This is a genomic window from Chryseobacterium sp. DT-167, from assembly GCF_058310155.1.
The window spans coordinates 32,329-48,306 of sequence record NZ_JBZEEQ010000006.1; the positions used below are offsets into that span (position 1 = coordinate 32,329).

The window sequence follows — 15,978 nt, forward strand, 5'->3', positions numbered from 1 at the left end:
TTCTTAGTTCTTTTTGAAAGGTAAACCGAAGTGAGTTAATAATGCTTTAGCTTCTTTATCTGTTTTCGCAGTTGTAACAAAAGTAATATCCATCCCCTGGATTTTCTTTACTTTGTCGATTACGATCTCAGGGAAGATAATTTGCTCAGTAATACCTAAGTTATAATTACCTCTACCATCGAAACCGTCAGCTTTGATACCAGAAAAATCTCTAATACGTGGCAAAGCAGAAGAAGTCAATCTGTCTAAGAATTCGTACATTTTGCTGGCTCTAAGAGTTACTTTAGCACCTACAGGCATACCTTTTCTTAATTTGAAAGCAGCTTCATCCTTTTTTGAAATAGTACCTACAGCTTTTTGCCCGGTAATATTTGTAAGCTCTTCAACAGCATAATCGATGATTTTCTTATCAGCAGTAGCATCTCCTAAACCTTGAGATAAAATAATTTTCTCTAGTCTTGGTACCTGCATTACTGATTTGTATCCGAATTCTTCCATCATTGCAGGAACAATCGTTTCTTGATATGCTTTTTTGGGTCTTGCTATATATTCCATGTGTTATTTAAAATTATAAAGTTTCACCCGTTTTTTTGTCGATTCTTACTTTTTTATCTCCGTCGATTTTGTAACCGATTTTGATAGCTTTCCCGTCTTTACCAACTAAAGCTACGTTTGAGATATGTATAGAAGCTTCCTTTTCTGTAATTCCTCCTTGAGGATTTGAAGCTGAAGGCTTAACGTGTTTTTTAACGATGTTAAGTCCTGCAACGATTACTCTAGGGTCTTTTCCTTCTTTTTTGATCACTTCAATAACTTCACCAGTTTTACCTTTGATATCTTTTTTACCAGTGGTAATGATTACGTTATCTCCTCTTTTTATTTTTAACTTTGACATTTTTTTTAAAATTTTAAATATTAAAGTACTTCAGGAGCTAATGAAATGATTTTCATATATTCTTTGTCTCTCAACTCACGAGCAACGGGTCCGAAAACACGTGTTCCTCTCATCTCTCCTCCAGCGTTTAGTAAAACACAAGCATTGTCTTCAAATTTGATGTAAGATCCATCTTTTCTTCTGACTGCTTTTTTTGTTCTTACTACTACCGCCTTTGATACTTGACCTTTCTTAGCGTTTCCTGATGGTGTAGAATCTTTAATAGTAACTACGATTTTATCACCAACTGAAGCATATCTTCTTCTGGTACCTCCCAGAACTCTGATCACTAGTACTTCTTTAGCACCTGTGTTATCAGCAACTTTTAATCTTGATTCTGTTTGTAACATTACTTAGCTTTTTCAATGATTCTTACTAATCTCCATCTTTTACTCTTGCTCATAGGTCTAGTTTCCTGAATAAGAACTGTATCTCCTTCTGTGCATTCGTTGTTCTCGTCGTGTGCAGTATATTTTTTCGTTTTCAAAACGAATTTACCGTACATCGGGTGTTTTACTCTTGTAGTTTCACTAACAACAATAGTTTTTTCCATTTTATTGCTGGAAACCACTCCGATTCTTTCTTTTCTTAAATTTCTATCCATTGTAAAAAGGATTATTGTTTGTTAGTTAACTCAGTGTTTAGTCTTGCGATTGTCTTTCTCAAATCTCTGATTTGGATTGGATTTTCAAGCGGACTGATTTTGTGAGCCAATTTCATTTTTGAGAATTGAGCTTTAGCTTCAGCCAATTTTGCTTGAATATCTTCAGCGCTTAGATTTTTAATTTCAGCTTGTTTCATTGTTTCAGAGATTAAAGAGGTTTAACAAAATCGTTAGCAACTACAAATTTGGTAACTACAGGTAATTTCTGTGCAGCAAGTCTTAAAGCTTCCTTTGCGATCTCGTAAGATACTCCTCCGATTTCAAACATAATTTTACCTGGTTTTACTACAGCTACCCAATATTCTACAGCACCTTTACCTTTACCCATCCTTACTTCGGCTGGTTTCTTGGTAATAGGCTTATCCGGGAATATTTTGATCCATAGTTGACCTTCTCTTTTCATATATCTTGTCGCAGCGATACGAGCAGCTTCGATCTGTCTAGCAGTGATCCAAGCACCTTCTGTAGCTTTGATTCCGAAAGTTCCGTAAGCAAGTTGATTACCTCTTTGAGCAATCCCCTTCATTTTCATCTTATGAACTCTACGGAATTTGGTTCTTTTTGGTTGTAACATAATTTCTTAAATTTTAGATTTTAGAATTTAGATTTTAAAAAAGTAACGGTCATTTAAAAACTATCCTCTAAAATTTTATTAATTATTTTTTTTATCTCTGGAAGGTCTTCTGTTATCTCTGTCTCCGCCTCCTCTGTTTCCGCCATTTGAAGGACCACCTTTCTTCTGTTGTCCTACTAGTGGAGAAAGATCTCTTCTTCCGTAAACTTCACCTTTCATGATCCAAACTTTAACTCCTAACTTACCGTATTGAGTCAACGCTTCACCGATATGATAATCGATATCTGCTCTGAAAGTTGATAATGGAATTCTTCCGTCTTTGAAAGACTCAGATCTTGCCATTTCAGCACCGTTCAATCTACCAGAGATCTGAACTTTGATCCCTTCAGCACCCATTCTCATTGTAGACGCGATAGCCATCTTTACAGCTCTTCTGTAAGAGATTCTGTTTTCGATCTGCTTAGCGATACTGTCTGCAACTAATACTGCATCAAGCTCAGGTCTTTTGATTTCGAAAATATTGATTTGAATATCCTTTTTTGTAAGTTTCTTCAATTCTTCTTTTAACTTGTCAACTTCCTGACCTCCTTTACCGATGATTAATCCCGGTCTGGCTGTAGTGATTGTTACTGTTACTAATTTCAGGGTTCTTTCAATATAAATTTTTGAAATTCCACCTTTAGATAATCTTGCTTCAAGGTATCTTCTGATTTTGTAGTCTTCCGCGATTCTGTCTCCATAATCGTTTCCGCCAAACCAGTTAGAATCCCATCCTCTGATGATACCTAATCTGTTACCAATTGGATTTGTCTTCTGTCCCATACCTTGAATTAATTTTCTTTTGTACCTAAGATTAGTGTGATGTGGTTTGATCTTTTTCTGATTCTGTACCCTCTACCTTGCGGAGCTGGTCTCAGTCTCTTCAATTGTCTTGCACTGTCTACAAAAATTTCTTTAACGATAAGATTAGCTTCTTCGATATCAGCACCTTCGTTCTTTGACTGCCAGTTGGCCATCGCAGAAAGTAATACTTTCTCTAATTTGTTTGAAGCGTCTTTCTTTGAATATTTTAGGATGCTTAAAGCTTTATCAACTTCTACCCCTCTGATGATATCAGCAACTAATCTCATCTTTCTTGGAGATGAAGGGCAATCGTTATGTAATGCTTTTACTACATCTTGATTTGTTAATTTACGTGCTAATGCACTTTCTCTTTTTCTTGATCCCATGATTATCTACTTCCTTTGTTTTTGTTACCACCATGACCTCTGAAAGATCTTGTTGGAGAAAATTCGCCTAGCTTGTGACCAACCATGTTTTCTGTAACATAAACCGGGATAAAAGATTTCCCGTTGTGTACTGCAATAGTTTGTCCTACGAAGTCCGGAGAGATCATTGATGCTCTAGACCAAGTTTTGATAACTGTCTTCTTACCAGACTCGATGTTTGTCTGAACCTTCTTATCTAAAGTATGATGAATGAATGGTCCTTTTTTAAGTGATCTTGCCATAATTATTTACGTTTAGATATGATATGACGGTTAGACGCTTTGTTTTTCTTTCTGGTTTTGTAACCTTTAGCCGGCATTCCGTTTCTAGATCTTGGGTGACCTCCAGATGAACGACCTTCACCACCTCCCATTGGGTGATCTACAGGGTTCATTACTACCGGTCTTGTTCTAGGTCTTCTACCTAACCATCTGCTTCTACCAGCCTTACCTGAAACTGTTAACTGATGATCAGAGTTTGAAACAGATCCAATCATTGCATAACACTCAGTAAGGATCATTCTAGATTCTCCTGAAGGCAATTTGATGATTGCATATTTTCCGTCTCTTGAAGTCAATTGAGCTGATGAACCAGCACTTCTTGCTAAGATTGCACCTTGACCAGGCTTCATTTCGATACAAGAAATCACAGTTCCCAAAGGAATGTTTTTCAATTTCATCGCATTACCTACATTAGGCTCTACGCTTTCACCAGAAATGATTTTTTGGTCAACTTTGATCCCGTTTGGAGCGATGATATATCTCTTTTCTCCGTCTGCATATTCAACTAAAGCGATGAAAGCAGTTCTGTTTGGATCGTACTCTACAGTTTTTACCGTTGCTTCAACATCATGTTTGTTTCTTTTGAAGTCGATAATTCTGTATTTCTTTTTGTGTCCACCTCCGGTGTAACGCATGGTCATTTTACCAGTTTGGTTACGTCCACCTGACTTACTAATACCAACAGTTAGAGACTTCTCTGGTTTGTTGGTAGTAATTTCCTCAAAATTGTTTACAATTCTGAATCTCTGTCCTGGGGTGATAGGTTTTAATTTTCTAACAGACATTACTATTATTTATAATTAATAATTAATTTACAGCAAAAATGTCGATTACTTCTCCTTCAGCAAGAGTGATAACCGCCTTTTTCAATTTGTTTGTCTTCCCTACTTGAAGACCTTTTTTCGTGTATTTCGAAGAAACTTTAGGCGCATAAATCATGGTTCTAACGTCTGCTACTTTTACACCATAAGCTTGCTCTATTGCATTTTTAATCTGGATTTTATTCGCCTTAGGTTGTACTAAGAAAGAATAAGCACCTCTTAAATCTGTAAGATAGTTTGCTTTTTCTGAAATAACTGGTTTAATAATTAGTGACATGATTTATTTCTTTAAATTTTCCTGGAATTTTTCAACTGCACCTTCTAAGAAAACGATCTCACCTGCGTTGATTAGGTCATAAGAAGAAATTTCGTTGAATTTCATAACCTTAGTCTTAGGTAAGTTTCTTGAAGATAAATACACATTCTTGTTCGTATCAGGAAGAATGAATAAAGATTTCTTATCATTCAATGCCAATGCATTCAATACAGTGATGAAATCTTTAGTTTTAGGAGCAGCAATGCTCAATCCTTCAACAATTCTGATGCTGTTGTCTCTCATTTTCTGAGAAAGAACAGATTTTTTAGCTAATCTCTTAAGAGCTTTATTCAATTTGAATCTGTAGTCTCTTGGCTTAGGACCAAATACTCTACCTCCACCTCTGAATGTAGGAGATTTAATATCACCGTATCTTGCAGAACCAGATCCTTTTTGCTTCTTAAGTTTTTTAGTAGAAGCAGTAATTTCGCTTCTTTCTTTTGATTTATGAGTACCTTGACGCTGAGCAGCAAGATATTGTTTTACTTCTAAGTAAACCGCGTGCTTATTTGGCTCAATTCCGAATACTGTTTCGTCTAGAGTTACTTTTTTTCCGGTTTCTTTTCCTGATGTATTTAATACTACTAGTTCCATTTTCTGATAATTACATAAGAATTTTTAGCTCCCGGAACAGCACCTTTTACTACTAAAAGATTTTGTTCTTGATCCACTTTTAATACCTGAAGGTTTTGTACAGTTACCTGCTTACCTCCCATTCTACCTGCCATTCTCATTCCTTTGAATACTCTCGAAGGATCTGATCCCGCACCGATTGAACCTGGAGCTCTTAATCTGTTGTGCTGACCGTGAGTAGCTTGCATTACACCTCCAAAGCCGTGTCTTTTAACAACACCCTGGAAACCTTTACCTTTTGAAGTTCCTGTTACGTCAACATATTCTCCTTCAGAGAATAGATCAACTTTTACTTCTTCTCCTACTTTTACTTCGTCTACGAATTCTCTGTAGAATTCCACCAACTTAGCTTTAGGAGCAGAACCAGCCTTTTTAAAATGGCCAGCCAACGCTTTACCAACGTTCTTTTCACTCTTGTCATCGAAACCTAACTGAACAGATTTGTATCCGTCCTTTTCAATGGTTCTGACCTGTAAAACCGAGCAAGGACCAGCCTGAATAACGGTACACGGCATATTTTTGCCGTTTTCGTCAAACAGAGAAGTCATCCCGATTTTTTTTCCAATAATACCTGACATTATTTATATAATATGTTATAAAATTTCCTTGTATTCACGTTCATTTTTCGAGTTCTCAAATAATTACCAAGTTTGAATTGGGCATATTCCTCCCCTAAAATGAGTGTGCAAATGTATGAATAAAATTTAATTTGACAAATATATATTGCAAAATATTTTGATTTTTAATGATTTAGAGATTTGCATGAATTTTGAAACGAAATTCTTTTAAATAATTCTTTAATTTTGAGAAAAAAGTAATATGAAAAATATTCTCAGCATATTAATGCTTTTTACCTGCATCATTTCCTTTGCTCAGTCTATACCTTTCACCGGAAAAAGAGATTTTAATATCGAACAGGGTGCAAGCGGATCGGGAACACCCGCTTATTACTTGGATATCAAGAAAAATGGAAATGTGCATTTTGGCTTCGTACAGATCAATCAGGCAGATCAAAAAGAAACCAAAGAAGAGATCAACGCCGGAAAATACAATCCAAAAGTCATGAAAGTACATTTCAAAACGTACAATGAAACTTTTTATGTGAAATTTGATCAGCAGAAAATCTATCTAACTGATGAAGAAGGGAACATTAAAAAATCTGACGACTGCTGCCCAATTTCTGAAATGGCGGAACTGAACTGTAATTGCGAAAGCATTCTTTATAAATGATGAAAATTTTACAAATCTTTTTTGCTTTCTTTCTGGTTATTTCGTGCAGTCAAAAGCAAAATCATCCTTACACGTTTTATTATTGGAAAACGAATCTTGCCTTAGATCAGATCGAGAGAAAAGCATTGGCAGAATCTACCACCCATTTTTTATGCACGAGATTTTTTGACGTTGATAAAGTTAATGGAAAATTTGAACCGGTTGCTGTTATTACTAAAGACAAAAGTTTTAGTACAGAAAAAGAAATCATCCCTACAGTTTTTATCACAAATCAAACTTTTTTTAGAATTAAAAATGAAGAAATAAAATTCCTTGCAAAAAGCATTTATGATTTAATTCAGAAGAAAGGTAAAGATTATCAACTTGCTCCAAGCAACGAAATTCAGATCGACTGCGACTGGACTGCCGGAACAAAAGATGATTATTTTAATTTTCTCAATGAACTAAAAAAGATTTCAGGAAAAGAAATTACCTGTACGCTGCGACTGCATCAGGTGAAAGATAAAAATCTAATGGGAATTCCGCCTGTTGAAAAAGTATACCTGATGTGCTACTCTACTTCTTCACCCTTAGAAAATTCAGGTAAAAATTCGATTTTAGACATTAATATTTTCAAAAGCTACCTCTCTAAATTGGAAGATTATCCTTTAAAAAATATCGAAGTGGCACTTCCCATCTATTCTTGGGGAATTGTAACCAACCACTTAGGAAAACACAAACTGATCAACGCTTTGTCTAAGAAAGATTTGGAAAATCAAAATTTTAAAAGAATTTCAGACAACGAAATTGAAATTCTGAAAGACGGTTTCTATTTTGGAAATTTCCTGAATAAAGGCTTTAAAATAAAAGCTGAAGAAATATCTGATGACCAGATCAAAGAAGTGGTACAGTTTTTAGATAAAAAAATAAGCAGTTACAACATCATATATTATCAATTAGATAGTAAATTTGTAGGTGACCGAAATTTTCAGAAAACATCATTTTAAAATAAAACACCAAATAAATATGAAAAAGTATATTCTTTCATTAGCAGTAGCGTCACTCTTTTACACAAAATCTGAAGCCTGCGCCTGGGCAGATCCCGACTATGATTACTTTAATCTATTTACTCAGAGTATCATTAAAGACAAATCTTATCTGCCTTTTCTCCATAATTATTCATCAAGATTTTACACCGATTTTAAAAGATCTCAGATTCCTGACGAAAATATAGAATCGTGGAGAAAATTTTTCAATAATCAGCTGAGCTATTCTGAAACAGATTTTTTGGTGAATAAACTCCCGATGAACGATCTGAATGATTTAAAAAAAGGAAATTCAGGCAATATTTTACTTAAAAAATTAGGGGCAAATTCTTACCAGAAATACCGTGAAGGAATTGATTATCTGATCGAGGCAAAATATCTTGAGCCTTACATGAAGATCAACTATGTAGAAACTGCAGATTCTTTTTATTACCGGGAAAACGAAAGCGATAAAAATGCAACCAGTTTAGATTATGCAAAAACAATTTCTGCATTGACTTCTTTATATAATGCCGCAAGAATTCCGGAGATTAAGCAGCGATACGGTTTTCAGCTCGTGCGTTTCAATCACTATACAAGAAATTATGAGGCGGCACTTCAGGCTTTCAAAAATTATGTTCAGCCGATTCCACTGAAAGGTGCTGCATATTATATGGCTCTTGATCAACTCGCAGGAGCACAACGGGGCTTGCAAATGGGAAGTGATGCCAACTGGAATTTTTTCCAGGTTTTCAAAAACAGCAAGAGCAGAAAAGAAGGTGCTTTTGTTTCGATGAAACTTTCAGATACCGCATCATTTAACAATATTCTGAAAAGAGCCGGAACCAATGATGAAAAAAACATGGCTTATTTTCTTTTAGGCTATGAAGATTTCACCAATCCGATTCCGATGATGGAGAAAATGTACGACATTGATCCCAATTCGGAAATCCTGAAAGTGATGGCGGCGAGAAGCATTAATGAGCTTGAGAGAAGTTACCTTCCGACTTACTACTACGAATCAGAAAATTCTGCTAAAACAGGAGATATGAAAACTTCTGCGAAGGTTGCTGAAACAAAAGAAGCAAAACCTAAAGAATTAAGCTTCTGGCAGAAAATCGTATTATTCTTCAAAAATCTGTTCAGTTCAAAATCGGATAAGACAAAAGACGAAAGTAAAAACGATCAAAGCGATGATGAACTGTTGGAAAACCCAAACAGAATTCCGTTTTACACCAAAAACCAGAGTTATTATTACGACGAAAATCAAAAAGACTTTCTTGATCAGCTTGAAACATTCACTGCGAAAACCAAAGAAAAATCAAATGACGAATATTGGCAGATTGCAGATGCTTATCTTAAATTTTTAAAGAAAGATTACCAAGCAAGCACCGAAATTTTAGATGAAATAAAAACCAGTAATCCTGAATATCTTGAAGAAATCAAGAGAATGAAAGTTTTGAACGACATCGTTTCGCAACCAAAAATCACGGCAGAATATGAGGATCATCTGATGAAAGATTATGCAGAGTATTTCGCTGAAAAGAAGATCGAAAAAGACAGCACAAATGATGTCGGCTATGATTACTATGGCTCTGTTCCTTCTACCGATTCTTTTCTGAAAGACGTTTTGGCAAACCGTTACTTTTTGCAGGGTGAAGATGGCAAATCTTTCCTGATGAACAATAAATTGTCTGACCTTCAATATAATCCGAATTCTACATTGGTAAAAAGTGTGGAAGACTTTTACAGAAAGACAGATAAAACTCAGTTTGAGCAGCAGATCATTGCCAAAAACATGGATGACGTCGGGAATATCGATGCGTTTTTCAATGTAATTTATGGTGACAGAGCGATGAGGCTGGCTGATTTTGATAAAGCTAAATCTTATTATCAGAAAGCACAGAATTTCTCAGGAATTCCTAGAGGAGATTATGAAAGATATAATCCGAATACCAATAAATATGAAAAACTGGTTTATGACGGAACCAATTATGATGGTTTTAAAAATATTCCGAACCTCATATTTGGTCACAATGTTTGGGAAAGCTTCCAGAGTTCTGATGCCGAAAGTATGAGAGCTGAAGACTATTCTGCATTTCCGTACATTAAACCAATGATGAGTAAGCTGGAATTGTCCGAAGCGTTGATTCAGCTTAAAAAAACAGGAAACGGTAAAGACCAGAAAGCTGCCGAAGCCAATCAGCTGATCGGAAATTTATTGTACAACACTTCTGTTTTAGGATATTACCGTGAAGTATTTGTTATGGATGTCGACAACAGCAACGGCGGAAAATACGATTTCTGGAGTACCGATAAGAAAACACCTTATCAATATTATTACAAAAATTTCACTTCAACTACCTATATCGAGCCAGACAATTTTGATTTAGCTTTAAATTATTATAAAAAAGCTTTATCTATTTCTGGCAACAAAGAACAGAAAGCAAGATTGCTTTTCCAGATGGCAAGTGCCGAACAGGGGAAATATTATCAGTATGAAGCCAAAAACCAGGCAAACATTGACTATTCTGATCCGAAATGGTCTGAGAAAAATGACGCTTATCAAAAGCAGATGAAGGACCTGAAAAACCAGAAATACCGAACTTATTTTGCCCAAATGAAATCTCAATATTCAGATACAGAAACTGCGAGAACACTTTTGGGAAGTTGTAGTTATTTTGATTATTTTATGAAGAGATAAATTAAAAATTAGCCTTACAAATTTGTAAGGCTTTATTTATTCCAATTCTATTGGATTATATGGAATAGGATTTGATTTTGTAATAATCTTACTTCCATCCTCATTATATGCGTTTCCGTGAAAAGCACCTGGATTTTCATAGTAAGTTTTTCTAATCTCTCTTAATTTCTGTCGACTTACTTTTAAAACACTTTTTTCATCTTCCAGATAAATATCCATTTGATTTTTATCAATTCCTTGAGCCAAAAAATGAAATATTTGCTCAGCATCTTCAATCTCTAAAATTAATCCCGGAAGTCCTTGAAAAACATAAGGTCCATTATTTATCGGAATTTCTGTAGAATACCAAGCAATATAATTCCTCCCTCTGTATTTCACAGATGCTTTTTTGCAATCATATCCAAGAATTTTTTTCTGCCCTTTTTCGAGTTGCCACTTAAAATCAGGGATTTCTTCGTCATATTCGTATAATCTATTAATCCTATTTTGATGAGTCACTATTTTATCATTAAGTTTTTTCAAACTAATATTTCCCCAAAGTATCTTATATTTTAGCATTTGATTCAAATCTTCAGCATCTACAAAATCTTGATGACTGAATTTCTCTCTTAAAGAATCTAATTTTATTAATGTCAAATCACTAAATTTTGTGAAATTATCATTTGTCTGCAAAATACAAATTGTCTCTCGGGGAATTGCTAAGGATTTTCCACTATCTGAAAAAGTAAATTGATAATAAATATTCAATGTACTTTTTCCATAATTATTTACAGAAAACAGACTACTTTTCATTTTAAATTCACTTGGAAATTTTGTTTGCTGTGAATAAAAAACATTGCATAACAACAAAGTCAAAACTATAATTAAAATCCTCATATGCTTTTTTTTAATTAAAAAAAGGATGAAAAAATCATCCTGGAAAATTCGCTTATAAATCTTTAAAATACAATACCATTACTTAGACCGGTATTTCCATTACATTTTTGAGCATTGAAATATGCCACATCATTATTAAAGGCAATCAATCCGTTATAGTCATCTGTATATTGATCTAAATCTAAAAAATATATCTGACCACATGGAGAATGTACTCTCTCCCAAGTATAAAAAAACATCATTGATGTAATAAGTTCTTTTGGATTGTCAATAACAATTTTTTCTTGTTTCACATTTTCTGTTTTATTTTTGTTATCTTTTAAATTAATGTTCTTCAAAGAACCCAATTCAAATCCGTGAAAAGGCTTGCTTTCTGCACTCATAAAACCTGCAACTCCCAAAGCTGCAATAAAAAGATTTTTTTTCATAATGTTATTTTTTGTTTTAACATTTCAAAATTAAAACCAAGACTGATATTTCACCAATTAATAACACATAAAAGTAAAATAATTAACATTTATTTAAATCACTTTCTATAGATTTTAATTAATAATAAAATATATATGATAAATTTATAATTATAATATTTTATTAAAACAAATAGAGAATACCAAAAAGTTAACAAATGTTAAAAGGATTGTATTTCGCTGTTAAAATATCTCTTACTCCTCTTTTTTTAAAAGCCATTCATTGTGTCTTTTCCTGAATGCATCATGCTTATTATCCTGATTTCGTTTGGCTGCATCGATTGAGTGTGAAGCATGAATATCTGTATCTTCTTCAGCAAAATCTGCCAGTTTTTCATAATAACAATGAATTTGATCTAATTCTTTTTCGGTAAGATCTTCAATATCAACCATTCTATTACTTGCCTTATCATTGGCTGCAATCAATTCATTCAATTTGATCTGAATGGCTTTTGAATCTTTATTCTGAGACTTCTGAATCAGGAAAACCATCAGAAAAGTAATAATGGTTGTTCCTGTATTGATGACCAATTGCCAGGTTTCGGAATACTTGAAAACAGGTCCCGAAACTGCCCAAATCACAACTATGGCAACTGCACCAATGAAAGCGTAAGAACTCCCTGTAAATTTTGTAGCCCAGTTTGAAAATTTTTCAAAAATGCTTTTATCTGACTTTGACATTACAATTAATTTTATTTTTAAATATAAACAAAAACTCCGCCTAATTGGTGGAGTTTTTGGGTTATTTAAATAGAATTTTAAGGCTGCTCCGCTTCTATCAATTAACAGATTATTTTTCCGGATAATGAATGGCCTTGTCGAGCTCGATTGGATTATTACTTTTTCTGATATGATTCTGCATCATCTCAGATAATTCTTTTATTTGCTCAGGACTTTTAACTTCAATTCCCATCACCATAAATCTTGCTGTAGGATCAGTATTGTTTTTGATATGTTCTTTAAACTCATGAAGCGGATCGTTGTAATTATCAAGCATTAGCTTTTTAAGTTTTACTTCAGTGATCTTAACAGGTTTTTGGCCTGAAAAATTTTCGATAATTGAAGTTGTGTCGTAAGTTTTTGCAAGTTTATAGCTTTTAACTAAAGAAAATTTAAAATTATTTTTATCATCAGAAATTTCAAATATCATTCCTGGTAAACCTTTAAATTTATAGGGACCTTCACTGAGCGCAATATCTTTTGTAAACCAGGCTGTCCAGTTTCTTCCTCCGAATTTTGTAGTTGCTTTCTGCAATTTGTAACTCCCGATATTTTTCGTTTCATCCGAAAGTTTCCAATCAATATGATCTTCTGTATCTACGATAAACATATTCTGAACATGAATATAATTTGAACTGACATTCGAATTGTTCTTTCTGATCAGGGCGGGAGTATCGTCCCAAATGATATGGTTCTGCCCTTTTGTTTTGTTTGTAGAGTCTGTAACAACAAAATCATAATTATAAAATTTCACGTTGTCAGGATTCACATCCAAAACCATACTTACTTTTCGCATTTCTATATCAGTTGAATCTACTTTGTAATGATATTCATAAATAAAACGATGGGTCTGTCCAGCTAACGACAAACTAATCAACACAAAAAATAATAATATTGCTTTCATTATTGTAAATTTTTACAAAGATATAAATTAAATAGAACCTTGCAATACATAATAGTATTAAATTTAAAATAGTTTCAAAAAAAATCCCTTTTCTTTCGAAAAGGGATTTATATTTAAGATGATAAGCTAAAAGCTAATTTATCATACTTTAATTTCAACATCAACACCTGAAGGTAACTCTAATTTCATTAGAGCATCCACAGTTTTAGAAGAAGAAGAGTAGATATCCATCAATCTCTTGTGAGCTGATAACTGAAACTGCTCTCTAGCCTTCTTGTTTACGTGCGGAGATCTCAACACAGTGAAGATTCTCTTATTTGTAGGTAATGGAATGGGTCCGTTTACAACAGCACCAGTAGCCTTTACCGTTTTTACGATTTTCTCAGCAGACTTGTCTACTAAATTGTAATCGTAAGATTTTAGTTTTATTCTGATTCTTTGTGACATTTCTTTGATTTAAAAAATTAACCTTTTGCTTTAGCAATGATATCTTCAGCAACGTTTTGAGGAGTAGCCTGGTATTTCTCTAATTCCATAGAAGAAGTAGCTCTTCCTGATGAAAGTGTTCTTAGAGTAGTAACATAACCAAACATTTCAGAAAGTGGAACTGAACCTTTGATTACAACGGCACCGTTCTTTTCTTCTTGTCCACTGATCGTACCTCTTCTCTTGTTAAGGTCACCAATGATATTACCCATATATTCTTCCGGAGTTACAACCTCCAGTTTCATAATAGGTTCCATAATTACCGGCTTAGCAGCACGTCCCGCTTCTTTAAATCCTAATTTAGCTGCCATTTCAAAAGAAAGTGCATCAGAATCCACCGCGTGGAAAGATCCGTCTTTAAGAGTAACTTTAATACCTTCAACTTCGAAACCAGCCAAAGGACCGTTTTTCATTGCAGCTTTAAAGCCTTTTTCAATTGCAGGAACAAATTCTCTAGGAACGTTACCACCTTTGATCTCATTGATGAATTCTAAACCTACTTTACCTTCTTCTGCAGGTCCTAGTTCAAATACAATATCAGCAAATTTACCTTTACCACCAGATTGTTTTTTGTAAACTTCTCTGTGCTGAGCAACTCTTGTAAGATTTTCTTTGTATTCTACCTGAGGCTGACCTTGGTTAACTTCAACTTTGAATTCTCTTCTCATACGGTCAACAATGATATCAAGGTGAAGCTCACCCATACCAGAGATAATCGTTTGTCCGGAAGCTTCGTCAGTTCTCACTGTGAAAGTAGGATCTTCTTCTGCTAATTTAGCTAAAGCATTACCCATTTTATCCTGGTCAGCTTTAGTTTTAGGCTCAACAGCGATACCAATTACCGGATCAGGGAAAACCATCGATTCCAGAACGATTGGGTTTTTCTCGTCACACATTGTATCTCCTGTTTTGATAGATTTGAAACCTACCGCAGCACCAATATCTCCTGCTTCAATATATTCTACAGGATTTTGCTTATTAGCGTGCATCTGATAGATTCTTGAGATTCTTTCTTTATCTCCTGAACGGGTGTTTAAGATATAAGAACCTGCATCCAGTCTTCCAGAGTATGCTCTGAAGAATGCCAATCTTCCTACGAAAGGATCGGTAGCAATCTTAAATGCTAAAGCCGAGAAAGGCTCTTTTACGTCTGGTTTTCTGAAAATTTCAGCGTCAGTTCTTGGGTCAGTACCTTTGATATCATCTTTATCCAATGGAGAAGGCAAGTATTTACATACTGCATCCAACATAAACTGTACTCCTTTGTTCTTAAATGAAGAACCACAAGTCATTGGGATAATAGAAAGATCGATAGTAGCTTTTCTAAGCGCTTCGTTGATTTCGTCTTCAGAGATTGAATCCGGATCTTCGAAGAATTTCTCCATCAAAGTCTCATCATAGTCAGCAACAGCTTCTACTAATTTCTCTCTGTATTCAAGAACTTCATCTTTCATGTCGTCAGGAATTGGAACTACCTCGAAAGTAGCACCTTGTCCAGCTTCATCCCAGATGATCGCTCTGTTTTTAATTAAGTCAACTACACCTTTGAAATCTTCTTCAGCACCGATTGGTAAAACGATTGGAACTGCATTTGATCCTAACATTGTCTTAACCTGGTTTACCACGTTAAGGAAGTCAGCACCTTGTCTGTCCATTTTGTTTACGAATCCCATTCTTGCTACTTTGTAGTTGTCAGCAAGTCTCCAGTTTGTTTCAGACTGAGGCTCTACTCCGTCTACAGCAGAGAAAAGGAATACCAATCCATCCAATACTCTCAAAGATCTGTTTACTTCTACTGTGAAGTCAACGTGTCCCGGTGTATCGATGATGTTGAAGTGATAAGGTTTAGTTTCAGGTAAAGCTTTTCCCTGATCAGTTGGGAAATTCCAAGAACAAGTAGTTGCAGCAGAAGTAATCGTAATACCTCTTTCTGCTTCCTGCTCCATCCAGTCCATTGTAGAAGCACCATCGTGAACTTCACCAATTTTGTGGTTTACCCCTGTATAGAATAAGATTCTTTCTGTAGTGGTCGTTTTACCGGCATCAATGTGCGCAGCAATACCAATATTTCTTGTAAATTTAAGATCTCTACTCAT

General features: G+C 34.6%; 22 protein-coding genes. 3 read left to right on the top strand and 19 right to left on the bottom strand.

The window, feature by feature from the left end:
* Nucleotides 1-3: 3 nt before the first annotated feature.
* The 13 genes from rplE to rplC all read right to left on the bottom strand — a co-directional run bounded on the left by rplE (nucleotide 4) and on the right by rplC (nucleotide 6,069).
* Nucleotides 4-555: a 50S ribosomal protein L5 gene (gene rplE, locus AC4FQ5_RS09615; protein WP_491142797.1), complete on the bottom strand. Its 552-nt coding sequence runs from the start codon at nucleotides 553-555 to the stop codon at nucleotides 4-6.
* Between the two features lie 13 nt (nucleotides 556-568).
* Nucleotides 569-895 (bottom strand): 50S ribosomal protein L24, encoded by a 327-nt coding sequence (gene rplX, locus AC4FQ5_RS09620; RefSeq protein ID WP_034702866.1) that lies wholly within the window; start codon nucleotides 893-895, stop codon nucleotides 569-571.
* Between the two features lie 20 nt (nucleotides 896-915).
* Nucleotides 916-1,284: a 50S ribosomal protein L14 gene (gene rplN / locus AC4FQ5_RS09625; RefSeq protein WP_034684837.1), complete on the bottom strand. Its 369-nt coding sequence runs from the start codon at nucleotides 1,282-1,284 to the stop codon at nucleotides 916-918.
* Nucleotides 1,284-1,538: a 30S ribosomal protein S17 gene (gene rpsQ, locus AC4FQ5_RS09630; protein WP_027387210.1), complete on the bottom strand. Its 255-nt coding sequence runs from the start codon at nucleotides 1,536-1,538 to the stop codon at nucleotides 1,284-1,286. The genes rplN and rpsQ overlap by 1 nt, the downstream gene beginning before the upstream one ends.
* A gap of 11 nt (nucleotides 1,539-1,549) precedes the next feature.
* Complete coding sequence (rpmC, locus tag AC4FQ5_RS09635; protein ID WP_047442257.1) at nucleotides 1,550-1,735, bottom strand: 50S ribosomal protein L29; 186 nt, start codon at nucleotides 1,733-1,735, stop codon at nucleotides 1,550-1,552.
* A gap of 11 nt (nucleotides 1,736-1,746) precedes the next feature.
* Entirely contained in the window at nucleotides 1,747-2,172 is a 426-nt protein-coding gene (gene rplP, locus AC4FQ5_RS09640; protein WP_263003354.1) for a 50S ribosomal protein L16, read from the bottom strand.
* 78 nt (nucleotides 2,173-2,250) lie between these two features.
* Entirely contained in the window at nucleotides 2,251-2,994 is a 744-nt protein-coding gene (gene rpsC, locus AC4FQ5_RS09645) for a 30S ribosomal protein S3 (protein ID WP_300350338.1), read from the bottom strand.
* 8 nt (nucleotides 2,995-3,002) lie between these two features.
* A complete protein-coding gene (rplV, locus tag AC4FQ5_RS09650; protein WP_050378486.1) occupies nucleotides 3,003-3,401 on the bottom strand; it encodes a 50S ribosomal protein L22 in 399 nt (132 codons plus the stop codon).
* Between the two features lie 2 nt (nucleotides 3,402-3,403).
* Nucleotides 3,404-3,682, bottom strand: coding sequence for a 30S ribosomal protein S19 (gene rpsS, locus AC4FQ5_RS09655; RefSeq protein WP_034702850.1), 279 nt, complete (start codon nucleotides 3,680-3,682; stop codon nucleotides 3,404-3,406).
* Nucleotides 3,683-3,684: 2 nt separating this feature from the next.
* On the bottom strand, nucleotides 3,685-4,506 hold the full coding sequence (gene rplB / locus AC4FQ5_RS09660; RefSeq protein ID WP_050378484.1) for a 50S ribosomal protein L2: 822 nt from the start codon (nucleotides 4,504-4,506) through the stop codon (nucleotides 3,685-3,687).
* A 22-nt stretch (nucleotides 4,507-4,528) separates the two neighbouring features.
* Nucleotides 4,529-4,819 carry a 50S ribosomal protein L23 gene (rplW, locus tag AC4FQ5_RS09665; protein WP_047442263.1) on the bottom strand — a complete coding sequence of 97 codons (291 nt, stop codon included), beginning with the start codon at nucleotides 4,817-4,819 and terminating at the stop codon, nucleotides 4,529-4,531.
* A 3-nt stretch (nucleotides 4,820-4,822) separates the two neighbouring features.
* Nucleotides 4,823-5,452 (bottom strand): 50S ribosomal protein L4, encoded by a 630-nt coding sequence (gene rplD / locus AC4FQ5_RS09670; RefSeq protein WP_169320830.1) that lies wholly within the window; start codon nucleotides 5,450-5,452, stop codon nucleotides 4,823-4,825.
* Nucleotides 5,443-6,069 carry a 50S ribosomal protein L3 gene (gene rplC, locus AC4FQ5_RS09675; RefSeq protein WP_491142804.1) on the bottom strand — a complete coding sequence of 209 codons (627 nt, stop codon included), beginning with the start codon at nucleotides 6,067-6,069 and terminating at the stop codon, nucleotides 5,443-5,445. The genes rplD and rplC overlap by 10 nt, the downstream gene beginning before the upstream one ends.
* Nucleotides 6,070-6,310: 241 nt before the next feature.
* Between rplC and AC4FQ5_RS09680 the strand changes: the two genes are divergently transcribed.
* Genes AC4FQ5_RS09680 through AC4FQ5_RS09690 form a run of 3 tightly spaced genes read left to right on the top strand, consistent with a single transcriptional unit; the run spans nucleotide 6,311 to nucleotide 10,429 of the window.
* Nucleotides 6,311-6,721, top strand: coding sequence for a hypothetical protein (locus AC4FQ5_RS09680; RefSeq protein ID WP_491142806.1), 411 nt, complete (start codon nucleotides 6,311-6,313; stop codon nucleotides 6,719-6,721).
* A complete protein-coding gene (locus AC4FQ5_RS09685) occupies nucleotides 6,721-7,707 on the top strand; it encodes a hypothetical protein (protein WP_491143101.1) in 987 nt (328 codons plus the stop codon). The genes AC4FQ5_RS09680 and AC4FQ5_RS09685 overlap by 1 nt, the downstream gene beginning before the upstream one ends.
* 19 nt (nucleotides 7,708-7,726) lie before the next feature.
* Nucleotides 7,727-10,429 (top strand): hypothetical protein, encoded by a 2,703-nt coding sequence (locus AC4FQ5_RS09690; RefSeq protein ID WP_491142808.1) that lies wholly within the window; start codon nucleotides 7,727-7,729, stop codon nucleotides 10,427-10,429.
* Nucleotides 10,430-10,465: 36 nt separating this feature from the next.
* Here the strand turns inward: AC4FQ5_RS09690 and AC4FQ5_RS09695 are convergent, their stop codons facing one another.
* From AC4FQ5_RS09695 to fusA, 6 genes are all read right to left on the bottom strand, one after another.
* Nucleotides 10,466-11,305 (bottom strand): GLPGLI family protein, encoded by an 840-nt coding sequence (locus AC4FQ5_RS09695; RefSeq protein ID WP_491142810.1) that lies wholly within the window; start codon nucleotides 11,303-11,305, stop codon nucleotides 10,466-10,468.
* A gap of 62 nt (nucleotides 11,306-11,367) precedes the next feature.
* The gene (locus AC4FQ5_RS09700; RefSeq protein WP_491142812.1) at nucleotides 11,368-11,733 is read right to left on the bottom strand and encodes a hypothetical protein; all 366 of its coding nucleotides are present in this window, start codon (nucleotides 11,731-11,733) and stop codon (nucleotides 11,368-11,370) included.
* 234 nt (nucleotides 11,734-11,967) lie between these two features.
* Nucleotides 11,968-12,453, bottom strand: coding sequence for a low affinity iron permease family protein (locus tag AC4FQ5_RS09705; RefSeq protein ID WP_491142814.1), 486 nt, complete (start codon nucleotides 12,451-12,453; stop codon nucleotides 11,968-11,970).
* Between the two features lie 109 nt (nucleotides 12,454-12,562).
* Nucleotides 12,563-13,396 carry a GLPGLI family protein gene (locus AC4FQ5_RS09710; protein ID WP_491142815.1) on the bottom strand — a complete coding sequence of 278 codons (834 nt, stop codon included), beginning with the start codon at nucleotides 13,394-13,396 and terminating at the stop codon, nucleotides 12,563-12,565.
* A gap of 141 nt (nucleotides 13,397-13,537) precedes the next feature.
* The gene (rpsJ, locus tag AC4FQ5_RS09715) at nucleotides 13,538-13,843 is read right to left on the bottom strand and encodes a 30S ribosomal protein S10 (protein WP_002661363.1); all 306 of its coding nucleotides are present in this window, start codon (nucleotides 13,841-13,843) and stop codon (nucleotides 13,538-13,540) included.
* 17 nt (nucleotides 13,844-13,860) lie between these two features.
* Nucleotides 13,861-15,978 (bottom strand): elongation factor G, encoded by a 2,118-nt coding sequence (fusA, locus tag AC4FQ5_RS09720; RefSeq protein WP_491142819.1) that lies wholly within the window; start codon nucleotides 15,976-15,978, stop codon nucleotides 13,861-13,863.